The organism is Sphingomonas trueperi (assembly GCF_040545965.1).
Taxonomy (GTDB): Bacteria; Pseudomonadota; Alphaproteobacteria; order Sphingomonadales; family Sphingomonadaceae; genus Sphingomonas; species Sphingomonas trueperi_C.
Map to the genome: position 1 here is coordinate 510,184 of NZ_JBEPMV010000004.1, position 17,896 is coordinate 528,079.

The following is a 17,896-nucleotide window of genomic DNA, read 5'->3' on the forward strand; positions in this document are numbered from 1 at the left end:
TCCTTCTGATTCCAGCGCGAGGCTGTAGCGCGGGGGCACGCTCCAAGGAAGTCGATCAGAACTGGCGGAGGACGTTCAGGAAGTCCTGCCCATAGGCATCGAGCTTGCGCGCACCCACACCTGAGAGCTGCCCCATCTCCGCCAGCGACGACGGCCGCACCATCGCCATGTCGCGCAGCACCGAATCATGGAAGATCACATAGGGCGGCAACCCGGTCTCCTGCGCGATCTCACGGCGCTTGGCGCGCAGCGCCTCGAACAGCGGGTTGCCGACCGGGTTAGGCACCGAACCCTTTGCCCCGCGGCGACGCCGCTCGCGCTTGGGCGGCAGGACCAACTCCAGCTTCGCCTCGCCCTTGAGGATCGCGCGCGCCTCGGGCCCGAATTCGAGCCCGCCATGTTCGTTGGTGCGCAAGGCGTCGCGCAGCAGCAGCGCCCGCGACACGGGTTTCAGCATCGCCACTTCGTCGCCGTCGACGATGCCAAACACCGAGAGCTTCTCGTGCCGGTTCATCAGGCTGCGCTCGGTCGAGACGCCGGTGAGGATGCCCTCGATATAGCCGATGCCGTAGAGCATGCCGGTGCGGAACACCGCCGAAAGGAATTTCTGCGCGGTGACACTGACGTCGATCGCCGCTGGCGGATTCAGGCAATTGTCGCAATTGCCGCAGGTCTCCGGCGCGTCCTCGCCGAAATGCTTGAGCAGGATGCGGCGCCGGCACCCCGCCGTTTCGACCAGCGCGCCGAGTGCGGTCAGCCGCGTGCGCTCGCCGGGCTGGCGCGAGGGCTCGACCTCGCCGATCCGCTGGCGGGCGCGGGCGAAATCGTCGGCGCCCCAGAAGAGATGCGCGACCGAGGGATCGCCGTCGCGGCCCGCGCGGCCGGTTTCCTGATAATAGGCCTCGATCGACTTGGGCAGGCCCGCATGCGCGACGAAGCGCACGTCGGGTTTGTCGATGCCCATGCCGAACGCGACGGTGGCGACCACCACCATGTCCTCGCTCGCGACGAACTGTGCCTGGTTGCGGCGGCGCACGTCGGGATCGAGCCCGGCATGATAGGGGAGGACCGGTCGCCCGGTCTCCGCCGCCAGCTTTTCGGCGAGCTGCTCCACGCCCTTGCGGGTCTGGGCATAGACGATGCCGGGGCCGGGATTCTCGGCGACGATGTCGATGATCTGGCGCGTCGTGTTCTCGCGCGGGGCGATATGGTAGCGGATGTTCGGCCGGTCGAAGCCGGCGACGATCAGCCCGTCTTCGGGAATGCCCAGCTGTTCGAGGATGTCGGCGCGGGTATGCGCGTCGGCAGTCGCCGTCAGCGCGAGGCGCGGCACCTCGGGGAAGCGATCGAGCAGCGGGCGCAGCAGCCGGTAGTCGGGGCGGAAATCATGCCCCCATTCGGACACGCAATGCGCCTCGTCGATCGCGAACAGGCTGAGCGGCGCCTGGGTCAGCAGATTGCGGAAGCCCTCGCCCGAGGCCCGCTCCGGGGCGATGTAGAGGAGGTCGAGCTGACCGGCGCGGAAGCGTTCGATCGTCTCGGCACGATTGTCGTCGACGCTGGTCAGCGTCGCGGCGCGGATACCCACCGCCTCGGCCGCACGCAGCTGGTCGTGCATCAACGCGATCAGCGGGCTGACGACGACGCAAGTCCCTTCCAGCATCACCGAGGGCAGCTGATAGGTGAGCGACTTGCCCGCGCCCGTCGGCATCACCGCGAGCGTACGCTGCCCTGCCATGACGCGGTCGACCACCGAGCCCTGCACGCCGCGAAAGGCGTCATAGCCGAAAACCCGGCGGAGATGTTCAATGGGATCGGGACGCATGGCTGCCATCAGACTGCCCGGCAGACGCTTGCGCTGCCGAACATATGTTAAAATGTTAACTTGTGCCCCGGTATTTAGACCGAATGTGCCGGGGGGCGCAAACGCAGGAAGACATCGCATGCCGCTTGAACCCTCGGACGAACCCGCCCGCCTCGCCGAGCTCAAGGGCTACGGCGTGCTCGACACCCCCAACGAAGCCGAGTTCGACGCAATCGTTCGCGAAGCCGCAGCGGCGCTGGGCGTGCCGATCGCCCTTATTTCGCTGATCGACGAGAACCGGCAATGGTTCAAGGCGCGCGTCGGGCTGGCGCCGCAGGAAACGCCGCGTTCGATCTCCTTCTGCACCCATGCGATCCGCGGGCCGGACGTTTTCGTGGTCAACGATGCGCAGGCCGATCCGCGTTTTTCGGAGAACCCGCTGGTGACCGGCGATCCCAATATCCGCTTCTATGCCGGGGCCCCCTTGCGCACCGCCAGCGGCAAGCGGATCGGCACGCTCTGCGTGATCGACAGCACCGCGCGCCCGCAGCTCACCGAGCAGGATACCGCGCGCCTCACGCTGCTCGCCGAGAAGACGATGCAGGCGCTCGAACGCCGCCGCCAGCGCCTGCATGCTGCCGACGCGGCCTGAAGCGAAACAAACACCCACAGTTTTCGTGGCGGCAGCCCTTGCCGCTGCCCCCCATGATCCGGCAAAGCGGCGGCGATGACCGTCAGCGTGGACATGGGCGTCGACGGCACGGGCGGACCCGTGCCGGTCGATCTGGAGGAGTTGCTTGCAACCCGATTGCTCGTCCAGGGCAATTCGGGCTCCGGCAAGTCGCACCTGCTCCGCCGCCTGCTCGAACAATCGGCGGGGCACGTCCAGCAGGTGGTGATCGATCCCGAGGGCGATTTCGTCACCCTTTCCGATCGCTACGGCCATCTCGCGATCGAGGCGGTCGACCATAGCGAGCGCGACGTCGCCCGCTTCGCCGCGCGCATCCGCGAACATCGTGCGTCGGTGGTGCTGAGCCTGGAAGGGCTGGAGGCGGAAGGCCAGATGCGCTGCGCCGCCACTTTCCTCAACGGCCTGTTCGATGCGCCGCGCGACCATTGGTATCCGGCGCTGGTCGTGGTCGACGAAGCCCAGCTGTTCGCGCCCGCCGGTGGCGGCGAAGTGGCGGAAGAGGTGCGCCGTGCCTCGCTCTCGGCGATGACCAACCTGATGTGCCGCGGCCGCAAGCGCGGGCTCGCTGGCGTGATCGCGACGCAGCGGCTGGCTAAGCTGGCCAAGAACGTCGCGGCGGAAGCGTCGAACTTCCTGATGGGCCGCACCTTCCTCGACATCGACATGCAACGCGCCGCCGACCTGCTCGGCATGGAGCGCCGCCAGGCCGAGGCGATCCGCGACCTGCAGCGCGGGCATTTTCTCGGCCTCGGCCCGGCGATCACCCGCCGTCCGGTCGCGATCCGTATCGGCGCGGTGGAAACCAGCGCGCGCAGCTCGTCGCCGAAGCTGACCCCGCTGCCCCAGGCGCCGACCGAGGACATCAAGGACCTGCTGCTGGCCCCGGCAGAGCCCGAATGGGTGCCGCCGGCCCCGCCGCCTGCGCATGCCTATACGCAGCCTGAGACCGTGCTCGAGCAGCTTGCCCGTTCGGCGCCCTCGCCGATGGAAGTCGAGCCAGATCGCGATCCCGAGGAAGTCGCCGGGCTGGTCGCTGACGTGCTGCGCGCGATCGTCGAGGACGAGCAGTCGACGTTGCGCTCGCCCGCCGTGCTCTACCAGGATTTCCAGGTGCGCTGCCGGATGGTGGGGCTTACCCGTCCGCCGCTCGACATTTCGGGCTTCGTGCGGCGCCTGTCGGCGGCGCGCGCGGGCATCCATGGCGACCCCGACGACGAGTGGGCACAGGCGCTGGAAGCGGCGCGGGCGCTGCCCGACGACATGCTCGCTCCCTTCCTGCTCGTCGCCAAGGCGGCGCGCGAAGGGCTGCCCTGCCCCAGCGATACCGATATCGCGACCAGCTACGGCACCAGCTCGCTCGGCCGCGCGCGGCGGCTGATGCAATATATCGAGAGCAAGGGGCTGTTCGTCACCCGCGTCGACCTGTCGGGCAAGCGCTCGATCACGATTCCAAGGCTCGGCTGGACGACCCAGGCCTCGGACGGCTGAGCGCTAGCGCCGGTGCAGCCGGGCGTTGAGCGCGAACATGCACAGCGCCCAGATCGCGCCGAAGCACCAGCCGGCCAGCACGTCCGAAGGCCAGTGGACGCCGAGGAACACGCGGCTGCAGCCGATCAGCAGCACCAGCAGCACCGCGAAGCCGAGCAGATACGCACGGGCCCAGCGGCTGGTCTGCGTCTGCGCGACCATGATGCCGAGGGTGAGATAGACGGCGGCCGAGATCATCGCGTGCCCGCTCGGGAAGCTCGCGCTCGAAACATGCGCGAGATGTGGCACCACGTCGGGACGCGGGCGATGCAGGAATAGCTTGAGCAGCGCGTTGATCGTAGATGCGCCAACGAGCGATCCAGCGAGCAGCAGCGCCTCCGAGCGCTTGCCGAACGCGAACAGGAAGATGAGCGTTGCCGCGCCCGCCAGCCAAAGCACGGTGTAGCCGCCGAGGGCACTGATATCGATCGCCGATTGGAGCAGCCAAGGAGGGCCGATCGGGGTAGCGAGATCGCCGGGCGTGCGGAACGCCAGCAGCAGCGCAGGGTCGAACGCGAACCCGCTGGCGAAGCGCAGGCAGAGGAATGCCGCAAGGCCCGCCAGCGAAAGCCCCAGCAGGGCGAGCGCCGGCCAGAGCCATTGGCGGTTGGATTGCTGAAGCGGGTTGGAATCGGTCATGCTGCTCGCTGGAAAAAGGAAAGGCCGCCGACGACGCCATGGTCGTCGGCGGCCTTGGATGCGGCAGCCTAGCCCTTCGGGCCGCGGCCTTCCAGCATGCCGGGCGCGATGAAGCCGATCGGTTGGATTGCTGAGGCCTGCTGCTTCAGCCTGCCCTGCATCGCTTCGTAATCGCTCTCCATCTCCGGCGTTACGGTGGCGCGCGAGTCCTTCAGCGCTTCCTCGAAATGCGCCATCGTCACTTCGCGCGTCGCCAGCGACTGGCGCAGCGCGACCAGGCCGGCGCGGCGGACCACGTCTTCCAGATCGGCGCCGGTGTAGCGCTGGGTCTGCTCGGCGATCGAGCCCAGGTCGACGTCCGATGCCAGCGGCATCTTGTCGGTCTGGATGCGCAGGATGCGCTCGCGCCCGGCCTTGTCGGGCACGCCGACATAGACGAGTTCGTCGAACCGGCCCGGGCGGAGCAGGGCAGGGTCGATCAGGTTCGGCCGGTTGGTCGCGCCGATCACCACCACCGACTGGAGCTCCTCCAGCCCGTCCATCTCGGCGAGGATGGTGTTGACCACGCGCTCGGTCACCTGCGGCTCGCCCATCGAACCGCCGCGCGCGGGGACCAGCGAGTCGAGCTCGTCGATGAAGATCACGCAGGGTGCCACCTGGCGCGCGCGGGCGAACAGCCGGGCGATCTGCTGCTCGCTTTCGCCATACCATTTGCTCAGCAGGTCGCTCGACTTGGTGGCGATGAAGTTCGCCTCCGCCTCGCGTGCCACGGCCTTGGCGAGCAACGTCTTGCCGGTGCCCGGCGGGCCATAGAGCAGGAAGCCCTTGGCCGGCCGAATGCCGAGGCGCCGGAATGCGTCCGGATCCTTGAGCGGCAGCTCGACGCCCTCCTTGAGCCGCATCTGCGCATCGTCGAGCCCGCCGACATCCTCCCAGCGGACCGTCGGCGCCTGCACCATCACTTCGCGCATCGCCGAGGGCTGGACGCGCTTCAGTGCCTCCAGGAAATCGTCGCGGGTGACCGACAGCGTATCGAGCACCTCGGGCGGGATCGTGCCTTCCTCGAGATTGAGGCGCGGCATGATCCGGCGCACGGAATCGATCGCCGCCTCCCGGGTCAGCGCGGCGAGATCGGCGCCGACAAAGCCGTAGGTGGTGCGCGCCAGCTCGGCGAGGTCGACGGTATCGCCCAGCGGCATGCCGCGGGTGTGGATGCCCAGGATCTCGCGGCGGCCGCGATCGTCCGGCACGCCGACGACGATCTCGCGATCGAACCGGCCCGGACGGCGCAGCGCCTCGTCGATCGCCTCGGGGCGGTTGGTCGCGGCGATGACGACGATGTTGGCGCGCGCTTCCAGCCCGTCCATCAGCGTCAGCAGCTGGGCGACGAGACGCTTCTCCGCCTCGCCGGTTACTTGGCCACGCTTGGGCGCGATCGAATCGATCTCGTCGATGAACACGATCGAGGGCGCGTTCTTCGCCGCTTCCTCGAACACCTGGCGCAGCCGCTGCTCGGATTCGCCATAGGCCGAGCCCATGATCTCCGGCCCGTTGATCAGGTGGAAGCTGGCATCGCTTTCGTTGGCGACCGCACGGGCGAGGCGCGTCTTACCGGTGCCGGGAGGGCCGTGCAGGATCACGCCCTTGGGCGGATCGACGCCCAGGCGCTGGAACAGCTCGGGGTAGCGCAAGGGCAGCTCGACCATCTCGCGCAGCTGGTCGATCGTGGCGGCCATGCCGCCGATATCGTCATAGGTGACGTCGGCGCGGCGGCTTTCCTTGGCTTCCTCGTACTCGGTACGAAGCTCAACCTCGGTATTCTCGTCGATATGCACCACGCCGCGGGGCACGGTGGAGAGCACCGTCAGGCGGATCTCCTGCAACGCATAGGCCGGCGCACGCACGAACTGCTGCACATTGGGCGGCACGTCGGCGCGCTGGTGGCCGACCGTCGCGATCGTGTCGCCAGACGTGAGGGGACGGGTGAAGAAGGTGCGCTTCAGCGCCTCGCCGGTACCGCGCAGGCGCAGATTCGCCTGGGCCGGGCCGAACACGACGCGAGTCGCCGGCTTCGAATCGGCGCGGCGCACCTCGACGAAGTCGCCCGAGCCGACCCCGGCATTGGCGCGCTGGAGCCCGTCGATGCGGAGCAGCTCCAGCCCTTCGTCTTCGGAATAGGGGAGGACGGCGCGCGCAGGCGTGCTGCGCTTGCCGACGATTTCGATCACATCACCCTCGGTGATGCCAAGCGCCGCCATCAGGCTGCGCGGGATATGGGCCAGTCCGCGGCCGCTGTCTTCGGGGCGCGCATTGGCGACCTGCAGCCGCCTCGTGCGGGATTCGTCATCGGCCATTCTGGATTCCTTCGTGGCGGTAGGCCCGAAAGCTAAGAACGGCGAAGACAAAAAAAAGGGCCGCCTCAAAAAGGGCGGCCTTGGAAAGTTTTAGGAGAGGATGCCTGAAAGGCACCCCCTATGTGCGGTGCGGCACGTTTTTGTGCAAGTGCGAAATTTACACCGCGTAGATGCATGGCTTGCAATCGCGATTGTCCGGGGCGATATTCGCTATCAGCGGGAAGGGGTTGTGCGGGCGCGTATCGCTCGCATGATGCCATTGCTGCACCGCACCAATTGAGAGACACGGATCGATGCGTCGCCTTCCGCCGCTCACCGCGATCGAAGCCTTTGTTCAGGTTGCCCGCCTGGGCTCGATCAAGGCCGCCGCCGAGGAACTGGCGCTGTCCTCGCCCGCGCTCAGCCGGCGCGTGCAGGCGCTCGAGCGCTTCATCGGCAAGCCCTTGTTCGAGCGGCGGCACCAGTCGCTGCGGCTCAACGACGACGGCGACCGGCTGCTCAGCCTGATCGCGCCGGCGCTCGACACGATGACCGACGCGATCGAGACGATGACCAGCGGCAGCGAGCTGCTGCGGCTCCGCCTCGGCGTGCTGCCGCTCTATGCGACCCAACAGCTGCTGCCGCGCCTGCCGGAGCTGAAGAAGCAGCATCCCCAATTGCATCTGGACGTCGACACCGGCAGCCACGGCATGGCGCGCCTGGGCGACGGGCTCGACGCGGCGATCGTCATCGCCCGCGACATTGACCCCGGCTATTATTCGCGCCGCCTAGACCGCAACCGGGTGCACGTGATCGGCGCGCGCAGCCTCGTGGAGGGCCCGAACCCGGTGCGCGACCCGATGGACCTGTCGCGGCTCACCGCGCTGGTCCACCGCGAAATGCCCGAGACCTTCACCGCTTGGCGAATGGCGGCGGGCTATCCCGATCTGGAGCCGGCGGCGATCGACCTGTTCGATTCGGGCAATTTGATGCTGGAGGCCGCCGCGCAGGGGCTGGGCGTCGCGTTCATGCTCGAATCGCACTATCAGTCCGCCCGGGACGAGCGGCTGGTGCAGCTGTTCGACCTGACGGTGGAGAGCCATTACAGCTACTGGTTCGTCTGCCGCCCGCGCGCACTCACCCTGCGGCCGGTTCAGATCTTCCACGACTGGCTGATCTCGGCGATGGGCGCGGATTTGCTGGACATGCCCCAGGACTGACCCTGCCTCTTTGGGCAAAGTCAATGGAATGGCGCGGCGGGATCGCCTACATGGGGCCCATGTCGCCGCTCAACGCCGTCCTGATCTTCCTCGCCACCGTGCTCGGCATGGAGCTGTTCGCCTATGCCGCGCATCGCTGGATCATGCACGGGCCGGGCTGGTTCCTCCACGAGAGCCATCACCGCCCCCGCACCGGCAATTGGGAGCTGAACGACCTGTACGCCGCGATCTTCGCGGTGCCGTCCTTCGTACTGCTGCTCGGCGGCCTGCAGCTCGGCTGGTGGCCGGGCTTTACCTGGATCGGCGCGGGGATCGCGGCCTATGGCGCCATTTATTTCGGCTTCCACGATCTGATCGTGCACAAACGGATCCGCCATCGGTACATTCCCCGCTCCAGCTACATGAAGCGGATCGTTCAGGCGCACCGGCTCCATCATGCGGTGCGCACCCGCAAGGGCACGGTGAGCTTCGGCTTTCTCTACGCCCCCAAGCCCGAGGTGCTGAAGGCGCAATTGCGCGAAAGCGGTGCGGTGGTGCAGCGGATCACTATCCCGGATTGAGCCGTTCGGCGGATTGACGGCACAGCCTGCCGAACCCACATCTCGGGCCTATGGAACAGCTGAATCTCCCCGAATCCGAATGGCGCAAGCGCCTCACCCCCGAGCAGTTCCACGTGCTGCGCGAGGCGGGCACCGAGCGCGCCTTTTCGGGCCGCTACAACGACAACAAGGCCGACGGCATCTATCGCTGCGCCGCCTGCCAGCTCGAACTGTTCGACAGCATCGACAAATATGATTCCGGTTCGGGCTGGCCCAGCTTTACGCAGCCGGTGGCGCCGGACCATGTGAGCGAACATGCCGATACCAGTCATGGCATGCGCCGCATCGAGGCGCGCTGCGCCCGCTGCGACGGCCATCTCGGCCATGTCTTCCCCGATGGCCCGCCGCCGACGGGGCTTCGTTACTGCATGAATTCGGTCAGCCTGGAGTTCCGGCCGCGCGCTGCGGGCGCATCGGCCGCCTGATCCTTGTGGGAATGCCCCGCACGCTGTAATCGACCACGCCGTACATGGCCGTGAAATCGAAAACCGCAGCTGCGCCCTGGTGGCGCCGGGGCTCCTTCTGGAAGAAGTTCTTCCTCTGGTCGCTGATCAGCGGCGTGGCGTTGGCGCTGATCGCCTGCATCGCGCTGGTGATCGCGGTCTATTCGGCGCGCTCGACGCTGCCCAGCTTCGACCAGATGAAGTCCTCGCCCAACGGCCAGATGATCCGCGTCCACGCGGTCGACGGCACCGTGCTCGTCTCGCTCGGGCCGAGCTATGGCGAATGGATCAAGTACGACCAGATCCCACAGGCGATGAAGGACGCGATCATCGCGACCGAGGATCGCCGCTTCGAATCGCACTGGGGCGTCGATCCGATCGGCGTGGCGCGCATCTTCTGGGTGGCCAAGCGGCTGCATGACGAAGGGCGACGCCTGCAGGGCGGCTCGACCATCACCCAGCAGGTGGCGCGCACCATCTTCCTGTCGAACAAGTACAGCGTGGGCCGGAAGGTCCGCGAGGCCGTGCTGGCGCTGGCGCTCGAGCGCAAGTTCAGCAAGCAGGAGATTCTCGAGCTCTACCTGAACAAGGTCTATTTCGGCGGCGGCGCCTACGGGATCGACGCGGCGAGCCGGAAGTTCTTCGGTCATCCTGCGACCAACCTGTCGCTCGGCGAGTCCGCGATCATCGCGGGCCTGGTGAAGGCGCCGTCGCATTATTCGCCGACCGCCGACGCCGAAGCGGCGGTCGATCGTGCGACGGTGGTGCTCAAGCTGATGGCCGATGCCGGCAAGATCAGCGAGGCGCAGGCCAACAGCACCGATCCCCACGCTGTGCAGCTGGCACCCGAGCCCAAGCAGAACAGCGTGCGCTACTTCACCGACTGGGCGCTTCCGCAGCTGGAGACGCTGATCGACGAAACCGACGCGCCGCTCGACGTGTGGACCACACTCGACCTCAACATGCAGCGCAGCGCCGACCAGGCGATCCGCGTCAACGCGCCCGACGGCGCGCAGGGCGCGCTCGTCTCGATCGACCGCGACGGCGCGGTGCGGGCAATGGTCGGCGGCAAGGACTATGTGTCGTCGATCTACAACCGCGCGACGCAGGCCCAGCGCCAGCCGGGCTCGTCGTTCAAGCTGTTCGTCTATCTCGCGGCGCTCGAAGCCGGGCACAAGCCCGACGACGTGGTGGTTGACGAGCCGGTGACGATCGACGGCTGGACCCCGCGCAATGACTCGCGCCGTAACAGCGGCCCGATCACGATCCGCACCGCCTTCGCCTATTCGGTCAACACGATCGCGGCGAAGCTGGGTCAGGAGGTGGGCTTTTCCACCGTGGCGGACATGGCCAAGCGATTCGGCATCACCACGCCGATCAACACCCAGCCGGCGATGGTGCTCGGCACCTCGAACGTCCGCCTGATCGACATGACGCGCGCCTTCGCCTCGGTGGGAAATAACGGCGTGGCGGTGACGCCCTATGGCATCACCCGCGTCACCGCGAACAACCGGGTGATCTACCAGCACGAGGTGGACACGAGTCACGTGCTGGTCGCCAACTATGTCGCCGCACAGATGATCGACCTGATGCAGACCGCCGTCGCCACCGGCACCGGTCGTGCCGCGCAGATCGGCCGTCCGGTCGCGGGCAAGACCGGCACGACCACGTCGAACAAGGACGGCTGGTTCATCGGCTTCTCCAGCGGCCTTACCACCGGCGTGTGGATGGGTCGCGACGATGCCAAGGTGATCCCGGGCCTGCAGGGCGGCCGGGCGCCTGCGCGCGCCTTCCACGACTTCATGATCCAGGCCGTCGCCAACCGCCCGGTCGAGCAGTTCGAGACGCAGCTGACCCCGCCGGACAACATGCTCGAGCCCGACGAGGACGCCTATGGCGCCCCCGACAATGGGATGATGGTCGATCCGGACGGCAATCCGATCGCCCCGCCGCCGCAGGTGCCGACCGAGCCGGAGGACGGCGAGGAGATGGACGGTACCGCACCGGTGCAGCAGGGGGGACGCCCGGCGCCGGTCCAGCAGCAGGGCGAGCGGCTCGACCGCGACTGGATCAACCGGATGACCGGCCGCCCGCCGGCGCAGCAACAGCCCCGCCAGCCGCAGCGCCAGCCCGCGCCGCAGGATCGCCAGCGGCCCAACGACGAATATTGAATCTAAACTCCCCTCCCGCTTGCGGGTGGGGACCTGCGGGCGGAAGGTTATTCGCGTCCGACCCAGTGCAGGCTGGACCCGTGCTTGCGCAGCCAGTGCCGGTGCGGGGTAGGATCGGCGCCGTAGAGCTGTTCGACCAGCGCGTGGAAATCGGGACCGTGGTTCATATGCACCCGGTGCGCCACTTCATGTGCCACCGTCGCCCGGCGGACTTCGCTGGGTGCCAGGATCAGCCGCCAGCTGTAGCGGATCACCCCCGTCGAGGCGCAGCTCCCCCAGCGGCTGCGCGCATCGCCGATCGCCACCTTGGTGACCCGCACTCCGGCCAGCGCGGCATAATGCGCGGTTTCCTCGCTCAGCACGCGGAGCGCCTCCGAGCGGAGCCAGCGTTCGACGCGGCGGCCCAACCCTTCCTTGGTCCCGCCGCAGAGCAACTGGTCTCCCTCACGCCGCACCCCGCGCACCCCCGCGACCGGCCAGACGATCATCAGCTCGCCATCGCCGAACGGCACGCAGGCGCCGGGTACGAAGGGCCGCCCGCCCGGCAGCCGCTCGCGCTGGGCGTCGATCCAGCCCTGTTGCTCGCCCACCCATTGCATCGCCTTGGCGAGCGAGGCGCGGGGCGGGATGGTCAGCCGCACCTTGCCGTCGCGGGGGTCGATCGCGAGCCGCATCCGCCGCGCGCGGGGATGGCGGATCACTTCGAGCCCCTCGATCAAAGGCGGCGGTCCGTCATGTGATGTTCGAGATCGCCGGCATCGTCTTCGGAGATGGTCCAGCCGCGGGTGGATTCCCCCGCCTTGTGCACCGCCTCGCGGTCGCCCGAGACGAGATAATGCCAATCGGGCAGCTTCTCGCCGTTTGCGCGCAGGCGATAGGCGCAGGTGGTGGGCAGCCATTCGATGTCGCGCACGTTGCGCGTCGTCAGCCGCACACATTCGGGCACATAGGCGCGGCGGTGCTTGTAATCCTTGCACATGCCCATCCGCCGATCGAGCAGCTTGCAGGCGACGTTGGTGGCGAACAGCTCGCCGGTTTCCTCGTCCTCCAGCTTGTGCAGGCAGCATTTGCCGCAGCCGTCGCACAGGGCTTCCCATTGCGCGCGGTCCAGGGCCTCCAGCGGCAGATCTTCCCAGAATTTGATGGTCAACGCACCCAATGCTCAAGCTCGGCGACGATCGCCTGGGGATCCTTCTCCAGCGGCAGGCTGGTGATCGGCTTGCCGTCCGGTCCCATCAGATAGGCCACTTCCGTGTGGCCCATCAGATAGCCCGACGGCGTCGGCTCCTTCATATAGGCGATCGCATATGCCTTCGCCACCTGCGCGATCGCCTGCGGCGTGCCGGTGAGCCCGACGAGGCGCGGGTGGAAATTGCCGACATATTGCTTGAGCTGCGCCGGGGTGTCGCGCTCGGGATCGACCGAGATGAACAGCGGCACGATCTTCTGTGCGATGCGCGGCGCCTGCTTGTCGAGTGTGCGCAGCGCCGCGCCGATCTTGGTCAGGTCGGTCGGGCAGACATCGGGGCAATAGGTGTAGCCGAAATAGACGATGCGGTATTTGCCGACGAAATCGGCATCGCTGACGGTCTTGCCGTTCTGGTCGGTGAGGGTGAACGGCCCGCCGATCCGCGCGCCGGCGAGCGGCGGCGCTTCGCTGCTACCCGTGCCGCACGCCGCCAGGGCCAACATTGCAGACGCTATCAACGCGCGAAACATCCAGTTCATGGTATCCACCGCCAGTCTTTGCTAGGAACGCCGCTGCATCCGTCGCCCGTATCGAAGGTACCGATCCAGCAATGACGTTCCGTCTCGCCTCTGCCGCCGCCGCGGCGCTTCTCCTCCTGCCGCTTCCGGCGCTCGCCCAAGGCATGGGCCAGCCGCGCGAGAGCATCCAGTTCCTCGACGCGATCCGTAAGGCGGACGGGAACAAGGTCAACGAGTTCCTGCGCGACAAGGCATCCTCGATGATCAACGTCAAGGATCCCTATGGCACCGGGGAGGCCGCGCTGCACATCGTCGTTAAGCGCCAGGATCCGACCTACCTTACCGTGCTGATCAACCAGCCGGGCATCAACGTGAACATCCAGGATCGCGAGGGCAACACGCCGCTGATCTTCGCCGCTGGCCTCGGCTGGGCCCCCGGGGTCGACGCGCTGCTCGCCAAGAAGGCCAACGTCAATCTGGCGAACAATGGCGGCGTTACCCCGCTGATCCGCGCGGTGCTCGCGCACGACGCCGAAGTCGCCAAGAAGCTGCTCGACGCTGGCGCCGATCCCGATCGGGCCGATTTCGGCGGCGGACTGTCGGCGCGCGAATATGCCAAGCGCGAGACCCGCTATCCCTCGATCGCCAAGCTGCTCGCCGATGCCCCCAAGGTGGGTCGCGCCGCCGCAGCGGCCGGGCCGAAGCTCTAGCCGCTCAGAACCCGTCGGCAACGTCCGGATCGAGCATCCCCAGCAGCCTTCGCCCCGCCCGGCGGGCGAAGGCTAGGGTGGCCTTGCGACGGGCAGGGGCCGCCAGCGGCACCGTCGCCGCCTCGCGCGCCACCGCCGCGTCATAGCGATCGGCAACGATCAGCCCGGTGCGTTCGGGCAGGAAATGCGGCTGGTCGAGCGGGCGCAGATCGAACCCCTGCGGCACCGCCCAGAAGAAGCGATCGCAATGGCCGAGATATTCCGGCCATTTGGCATCGCCGAGCAGATCGGCGCGCGACACCTTGATCTCGACGATGACGATGTTGCCGCGCGCATCGAGCGCCATCAGATCGACCCGCCGGCCGCCCTCCAGCGGCACCTCGCCGATCGCCACGCAATCGTGGCGCAGCAGCATCCGACATACGCCTCGTACCACATCGGCAGCGACCAGCGCCTCGGCTTCAGGGGTGAGGGCAGGGGGCAAGGGGGCGTGCGCGTTCATCCCCGGAACATAGAACATTCAGCGAACACAGAAAAGCCGCCGAATCGCTTCGGCGGCTTTTCAAGCGAACGAGGTCCGATCAGCGGTAGAAGATGTGGTTCCCCACGGTCGCGACCGAAGCGCGGCCCTGGGCGCCGCTGACGTAGCGCGCATGGAAATAGAGCGCGTCGCCGGCGGGGCTTTCCCACAGATTTTTGCGGGCGACCTGCGCCACCGCGAGGGCGCGGCGCCAATGGGCGTTGGCCGGCGGGGTGGGCAGCTTGCCGTTCCGCACGAACGAGAACTGACCCTTCTGGGTCACCACCGAGCAGACCGAACCGGGGAAGCGGCCCGAGGTGCTGCGGTTCAGGATCACGTCAGCGACCGCCAACTGGCCCGACAGCGGCTCGCTGCGGGCTTCGAAATAGACGCCGGTGGCGAGGCAGCGGAGTTCGCGATCCTCGTCGAGCGCGGCAACGTCTTCCTGCGCGGCGACCGCGTCGGAAAGGGTGGCGTATTCCGGGGTGGTGTCGTCCCCGGCATCGTTCCCCTGCTGCTCGACCGCTGCCTGGGGCGCGGGAACCTGCTGGGAAGCAAGGACGTTGGAAACCTGTGCCGGTGCGGGCTGCACCGTCGCCTGATTCTTCGCTTCCTGCTGCGGGAGCGGGCTCAGGTTGAGCGTGGCTGCATTCGCAAGTGCGCCAGCGCAAAAAGTCACAGCTGCGAAAGTCGCAGCCCGTGGCAGAAACTTCATTTCATATCTGTATTGTGCGGTTGGCGTGCGATCGGCCACTGCTCCGGAGGAGACTGGACCGTCGGACTTACCCCCCGACTGCGTAACCGATCGACTTCACACCCCGAACGGCACAACGCGAATTGACGTGGTGAACCCTTTCGCGGGCGAGGGCCGGACTGTCAACAAAGGTTCATCGTTTCAGCGGCGAACCGTTCGCCCCCTGCGATATCCAGTTCGACGACCCATAAATCGGGGTCGCGCTCCCGCCGCCGCCGCCAATAGGCGCTCGCCTCCGCCTCGTCGGCCAGTTGCTGGGGGCCAGAGGGGAGCAGGGCAGGCACACCCTCCGGGCCGATGGCGCGTTCGAGGAAGCGCGGGTGTGTGCCGCGATCGAGCAGCAGGAGCAGGATCGCACCCGAGGTTGCATCGCCCTTGGCCAGCACCATCGCCGATCCGCCGGCGGCATCGGCCCGCCGCACCAGCGCGCTCACCAGCATCGCGCTGGTCAGCCGCAGGGTCATGCGGCGCGATAGCCGGGCAGGGTGGCGAGCGCGATCCGCGAACGCATGAAGGTGCCGGTGCCGCGCGCGGCTTCCTCGCCGTTCGCGTCGATCAGCCGCGCCTCGGCGACGAACACCCGGCGCCGGCCGCTCACCCAGCGGCCCTCGGCGATCACCGGTCCCTCCGGCAGTGGCCTAGTCAGCAGCAGGTTGAAGGCGGTGGTCAGCAGGAAGCGATCGGTGACCAGGCTGTTCGCCGCATAGAAGGCGGCATCGTCGAGCATCTTGAAATAGCTGGTGCCGTGAGTCGCCCCAGCGGCGTGGAAATAGCGCGAGTCCACATCGAAGCGGATCCGCGCGATCCCCGCCTCCGGAATCTCGAGCACCGAGGGGAAGAGCTGGTTGATCGGGGCGGCGGCGTAGAGCGATTCAAGCGCCCGGTAATGCGCCTCGGCGCCCGTCGGCGCCGATTCAGGCGGCGTCACGCGCCTCTACTCCGGTGAGCAGCACGTAGAGCGCGTCCTTCGAGCCGGCACCGCGCAGCTTCTCGGCAAAGGGCCGCTCGCGCAGCCGCCGCGAGACCGAGGCGAGCGCCTTGAGATGCTCGGCCCCGGCATTGGCCGGCGAGAGCAGCATGAACACCAGGTCGACCGGCAGATCGTCGACCGCACCGAAATCGAGCGGCTGCTCCAGCCGGGCGAACACGCCGCACACGCGCGGCAGGTCGTCGAGCCGGGCATGCGGGATCGCGATGCCGCCGCCGAAGCCGGTCGAGCCCAGCCGCTCGCGCTCGGCCAGCCGCTCGGCCACCAGCTTGGCGTCGACCCCGTAGGTCGCCGCCGCACTGGTACCGAGCTGCTGGAACAGCGCCTTCTTGTTGCCCGCCGTAACCCCGGCGAGCACCGCCTCCGGTACGAGCAAATCGCTCAGATCAGTCATTTACTCGTTCCAAAGAAGCGGCTGCCCGCCTGCAAGCCGGCGCCTTACGCCGGTGCGCGGTTGGGCTCAACCCAGCCAATCGTTCCGTCGCCGCGGCGGTAGACCATATTATAGGCGCCCGTACCGCTGTTGCGAAACAGCAATGCATTGGTATTGCGCAAATCGAGCATCATCACCGCGTCCGAAACGGTTGCCTCCGGCACATCGACGCGGGTCTCCGCGATCACCAGCGGCGCATCGGCGACTTCCTCTTCCTCGCGCGCTTCCTGGAACAGGGTATAGCCGGCATTGTCGAAACCATTGTCATAGGCGCCGCCTTCGGCCAGCGCGATCACTTCGGTCGGGCGGCGATCCTTGAGGCGTCGGACATAACGTCGCAGCTGCTTGTCGATCCGGTCCGCCGCGCCATCGAACGCGCCATGCGCCTCCATGCCCGCGTTCGTCGCCTTGAGCACCAGCCCTTGCGTCACGTGCATCACGATATCGCAGGTGAAACCGTTATCGTGCGGGCCCTTGCCGAAGGTGATCTGCGAGGAGATGGCGCGGGAAAAATATTTGTCGGCGATACCCTGGACCCGATCCGTCACCTGCGTCTTGAGCGCTGCGCCCGTATCGACCTGATGCCCCGAGATCCGGATATCCATAATGTACCTCCACTTCGCAATTAAGGACGAGCGACCTAGGGGTGCACTGAAACCGCGTCGATTGTGGGAACACCCCATAGCGGCTCGTCCAGGGACTTCAGAAACGCTGCGTGGCGCTCAAGTTCCACCGCACTCGCGGTGAACCGCCGCGCCGGCCGGATATGTACCCGAGTCGGCGCCTCCTCGACGGTCTCCGGCACCACCGGTACTTCCTCGGCCAGGCCCAGCGTGATCTGGCGCCCGCCGGTCAGCTCGACATAGACCTGCGCCAGCAGCTGCGCGTCGAGCAGCGCGCCGTGCAGCGTTCGCGCGCTGAGATCGATGCCGTAGCGGCTGCACAGCGCGTCGAGCGTGTGCTTGGCGCCGGGATGCCGGGTGCGCGCGAGCACCAGCGTATCGACCATGCGGCTCAGATCGACGATGGGACGGCTGCAGCGGCCGAGCTCGCCGTTGAGGAAGCTGAAGTCGAACCCGGCATTGTGCGCGACCATTGGCGAGTCGCCGATGAACGCCAGCAGATCCTCGACGACGTCCTCGAACAGCGGCTTGTCGGAAAGGAATCGCTCGGACAGACCGTGGACGTTGAACGCCTCCACCGGCATGGCACGCTGCGGATTGATATAGGCGTGGAAATGGTTGCCGGTGGCAACCCGGTTCACCAGCTCGACACAGCCGATTTCGACGAGGCGGTCGCCGCCTGAGAAGCTGAGTCCCGTCGTTTCGGTGTCAAACACGATTTCCCGCATGGAGCG

The 17,896-nt window shown here is 67.3% G+C and carries 20 protein-coding genes; 7 read left to right on the forward strand and 13 right to left on the reverse strand.

The features are described from left to right. Positions 1-55: 55 nt before the first annotated feature. The gene (gene recQ, locus ABIC35_RS13940; RefSeq protein ID WP_121079022.1) at positions 56-1,825 is read right to left on the reverse strand and encodes a DNA helicase RecQ; all 1,770 of its coding nucleotides are present in this window, start codon (positions 1,823-1,825) and stop codon (positions 56-58) included. Between the two features lie 118 nt (positions 1,826-1,943). On the opposite strand from recQ, the gene ABIC35_RS13945 reads away from it, so the two are divergent. Beyond that, positions 1,944-2,456 carry a GAF domain-containing protein gene (locus ABIC35_RS13945; protein WP_121072726.1) on the forward strand — a complete coding sequence of 171 codons (513 nt, stop codon included), beginning with the start codon at positions 1,944-1,946 and terminating at the stop codon, positions 2,454-2,456. A gap of 75 nt (positions 2,457-2,531) precedes the next feature. Next, positions 2,532-3,983, forward strand: a complete 1,452-nt coding sequence (locus ABIC35_RS13950) for an ATP-binding protein (RefSeq protein WP_121072728.1) — start codon at positions 2,532-2,534, stop codon at positions 3,981-3,983. Positions 3,984-3,986: 3 nt separating this feature from the next. Here ABIC35_RS13950 and ABIC35_RS13955 read toward each other — a convergent pair whose 3' ends face one another. Both ABIC35_RS13955 and ABIC35_RS13960 read right to left on the reverse strand, forming a co-directional pair. Beyond that, a complete protein-coding gene (locus ABIC35_RS13955) occupies positions 3,987-4,661 on the reverse strand; it encodes a phosphatase PAP2 family protein (protein WP_121072730.1) in 675 nt (224 codons plus the stop codon). Positions 4,662-4,729: 68 nt separating this feature from the next. Continuing rightward, positions 4,730-7,015, reverse strand: a complete 2,286-nt coding sequence (locus ABIC35_RS13960) for a CDC48 family AAA ATPase (protein ID WP_121072732.1) — start codon at positions 7,013-7,015, stop codon at positions 4,730-4,732. A 293-nt stretch (positions 7,016-7,308) separates the two neighbouring features. Between ABIC35_RS13960 and ABIC35_RS13965 the strand changes: the two genes are divergently transcribed. The 4 genes from ABIC35_RS13965 to ABIC35_RS13980 are packed head-to-tail and all read left to right on the forward strand — an operon-like array spanning position 7,309 to position 11,427. Continuing rightward, positions 7,309-8,214 (forward strand): LysR substrate-binding domain-containing protein, encoded by a 906-nt coding sequence (locus ABIC35_RS13965; protein ID WP_121072734.1) that lies wholly within the window; start codon positions 7,309-7,311, stop codon positions 8,212-8,214. 59 nt (positions 8,215-8,273) lie between these two features. Further along, positions 8,274-8,774 (forward strand): sterol desaturase family protein, encoded by a 501-nt coding sequence (locus tag ABIC35_RS13970; protein WP_354278498.1) that lies wholly within the window; start codon positions 8,274-8,276, stop codon positions 8,772-8,774. Positions 8,775-8,824: 50 nt separating this feature from the next. Beyond that, entirely contained in the window at positions 8,825-9,238 is a 414-nt protein-coding gene (gene msrB / locus ABIC35_RS13975; protein WP_121072738.1) for a peptide-methionine (R)-S-oxide reductase MsrB, read from the forward strand. Between the two features lie 44 nt (positions 9,239-9,282). Further along, positions 9,283-11,427: a transglycosylase domain-containing protein gene (locus ABIC35_RS13980; RefSeq protein WP_121072740.1), complete on the forward strand. Its 2,145-nt coding sequence runs from the start codon at positions 9,283-9,285 to the stop codon at positions 11,425-11,427. Positions 11,428-11,474: 47 nt separating this feature from the next. On the opposite strand, the gene ABIC35_RS13985 is transcribed toward ABIC35_RS13980, so the two are convergent. Genes ABIC35_RS13985 through ABIC35_RS13995 form a run of 3 tightly spaced genes read right to left on the reverse strand, consistent with a single transcriptional unit; the run spans position 11,475 to position 13,155 of the window. Further along, positions 11,475-12,146 (reverse strand): M48 family metallopeptidase, encoded by a 672-nt coding sequence (locus ABIC35_RS13985; protein ID WP_121072742.1) that lies wholly within the window; start codon positions 12,144-12,146, stop codon positions 11,475-11,477. Next, complete coding sequence (locus tag ABIC35_RS13990; protein ID WP_121072744.1) at positions 12,143-12,586, reverse strand: YcgN family cysteine cluster protein; 444 nt, start codon at positions 12,584-12,586, stop codon at positions 12,143-12,145. The genes ABIC35_RS13985 and ABIC35_RS13990 overlap by 4 nt, the downstream gene beginning before the upstream one ends. Next, positions 12,574-13,155, reverse strand: coding sequence for an SCO family protein (locus ABIC35_RS13995; protein ID WP_121072746.1), 582 nt, complete (start codon positions 13,153-13,155; stop codon positions 12,574-12,576). Before ABIC35_RS13995 ends, ABIC35_RS13990 begins: the two co-directional genes overlap by 13 nt. Before the next feature lie 71 nt (positions 13,156-13,226). On the opposite strand from ABIC35_RS13995, the gene ABIC35_RS14000 reads away from it, so the two are divergent. Next, positions 13,227-13,844, forward strand: a complete 618-nt coding sequence (locus ABIC35_RS14000; protein WP_121072748.1) for an ankyrin repeat domain-containing protein — start codon at positions 13,227-13,229, stop codon at positions 13,842-13,844. Between the two features lie 4 nt (positions 13,845-13,848). On the opposite strand, the gene ABIC35_RS14005 is transcribed toward ABIC35_RS14000, so the two are convergent. From ABIC35_RS14005 to dnaQ, 7 genes are all read right to left on the reverse strand, one after another. Beyond that, entirely contained in the window at positions 13,849-14,346 is a 498-nt protein-coding gene (locus ABIC35_RS14005; protein WP_093296577.1) for an MmcB family DNA repair protein, read from the reverse strand. Positions 14,347-14,425: 79 nt separating this feature from the next. Beyond that, entirely contained in the window at positions 14,426-14,956 is a 531-nt protein-coding gene (locus ABIC35_RS14010) for a cell wall hydrolase (RefSeq protein ID WP_354278488.1), read from the reverse strand. Positions 14,957-15,240: 284 nt separating this feature from the next. Further along, entirely contained in the window at positions 15,241-15,582 is a 342-nt protein-coding gene (locus tag ABIC35_RS14015) for a DUF1491 family protein (RefSeq protein ID WP_121072752.1), read from the reverse strand. After that, positions 15,579-16,046: a PaaI family thioesterase gene (locus ABIC35_RS14020; protein WP_121072754.1), complete on the reverse strand. Its 468-nt coding sequence runs from the start codon at positions 16,044-16,046 to the stop codon at positions 15,579-15,581. Before ABIC35_RS14020 ends, ABIC35_RS14015 begins: the two co-directional genes overlap by 4 nt. Continuing rightward, complete coding sequence (locus ABIC35_RS14025) at positions 16,033-16,500, reverse strand: PTS sugar transporter subunit IIA (protein ID WP_121072756.1); 468 nt, start codon at positions 16,498-16,500, stop codon at positions 16,033-16,035. Before ABIC35_RS14025 ends, ABIC35_RS14020 begins: the two co-directional genes overlap by 14 nt. A 44-nt stretch (positions 16,501-16,544) precedes the next feature. Then, the gene (hpf, locus tag ABIC35_RS14030) at positions 16,545-17,144 is read right to left on the reverse strand and encodes a ribosome hibernation-promoting factor, HPF/YfiA family (RefSeq protein WP_121072758.1); all 600 of its coding nucleotides are present in this window, start codon (positions 17,142-17,144) and stop codon (positions 16,545-16,547) included. 35 nt (positions 17,145-17,179) lie between these two features. After that, positions 17,180-17,890, reverse strand: coding sequence for a DNA polymerase III subunit epsilon (gene dnaQ, locus ABIC35_RS14035; RefSeq protein WP_121072760.1), 711 nt, complete (start codon positions 17,888-17,890; stop codon positions 17,180-17,182). Between the last annotated feature and the right edge of the window lie 6 nt (positions 17,891-17,896).

What these genes read in the sequence shown, in the direction of transcription:
- dnaQ (WP_121072760.1), bottom strand. Translation starts at nt 17,890, where the DNA reads ATGCGGGAAATCGTGTTTGACACCGAAACGACGGGACTCAGCTTCTCA.
- ABIC35_RS14005 (WP_093296577.1), bottom strand. Translation starts at nt 14,346, where the DNA reads ATGAACGCGCACGCCCCCTTGCCCCCTGCCCTCACCCCTGAAGCCGAG.
- ABIC35_RS13945 (WP_121072726.1), top strand. Translation starts at nt 1,944, where the DNA reads ATGCCGCTTGAACCCTCGGACGAACCCGCCCGCCTCGCCGAGCTCAAG.
- ABIC35_RS13995 (WP_121072746.1), bottom strand. Translation starts at nt 13,155, where the DNA reads ATGAACTGGATGTTTCGCGCGTTGATAGCGTCTGCAATGTTGGCCCTG.
- ABIC35_RS13955 (WP_121072730.1), bottom strand. Translation starts at nt 4,661, where the DNA reads ATGACCGATTCCAACCCGCTTCAGCAATCCAACCGCCAATGGCTCTGG.
- ABIC35_RS14025 (WP_121072756.1), bottom strand. Translation starts at nt 16,500, where the DNA reads ATGACTGATCTGAGCGATTTGCTCGTACCGGAGGCGGTGCTCGCCGGG.
- recQ (WP_121079022.1), bottom strand. Translation starts at nt 1,825, where the DNA reads ATGCGTCCCGATCCCATTGAACATCTCCGCCGGGTTTTCGGCTATGAC.
- ABIC35_RS13950 (WP_121072728.1), top strand. Translation starts at nt 2,532, where the DNA reads ATGACCGTCAGCGTGGACATGGGCGTCGACGGCACGGGCGGACCCGTG.
- ABIC35_RS13965 (WP_121072734.1), top strand. Translation starts at nt 7,309, where the DNA reads ATGCGTCGCCTTCCGCCGCTCACCGCGATCGAAGCCTTTGTTCAGGTT.
- ABIC35_RS14000 (WP_121072748.1), top strand. Translation starts at nt 13,227, where the DNA reads ATGACGTTCCGTCTCGCCTCTGCCGCCGCCGCGGCGCTTCTCCTCCTG.
- ABIC35_RS13980 (WP_121072740.1), top strand. Translation starts at nt 9,283, where the DNA reads ATGGCCGTGAAATCGAAAACCGCAGCTGCGCCCTGGTGGCGCCGGGGC.
- msrB (WP_121072738.1), top strand. Translation starts at nt 8,825, where the DNA reads ATGGAACAGCTGAATCTCCCCGAATCCGAATGGCGCAAGCGCCTCACC.
- ABIC35_RS13960 (WP_121072732.1), bottom strand. Translation starts at nt 7,015, where the DNA reads ATGGCCGATGACGAATCCCGCACGAGGCGGCTGCAGGTCGCCAATGCG.
- hpf (WP_121072758.1), bottom strand. Translation starts at nt 17,144, where the DNA reads ATGGATATCCGGATCTCGGGGCATCAGGTCGATACGGGCGCAGCGCTC.
- ABIC35_RS14015 (WP_121072752.1), bottom strand. Translation starts at nt 15,582, where the DNA reads ATGACCCTGCGGCTGACCAGCGCGATGCTGGTGAGCGCGCTGGTGCGG.
- ABIC35_RS13970 (WP_354278498.1), top strand. Translation starts at nt 8,274, where the DNA reads ATGTCGCCGCTCAACGCCGTCCTGATCTTCCTCGCCACCGTGCTCGGC.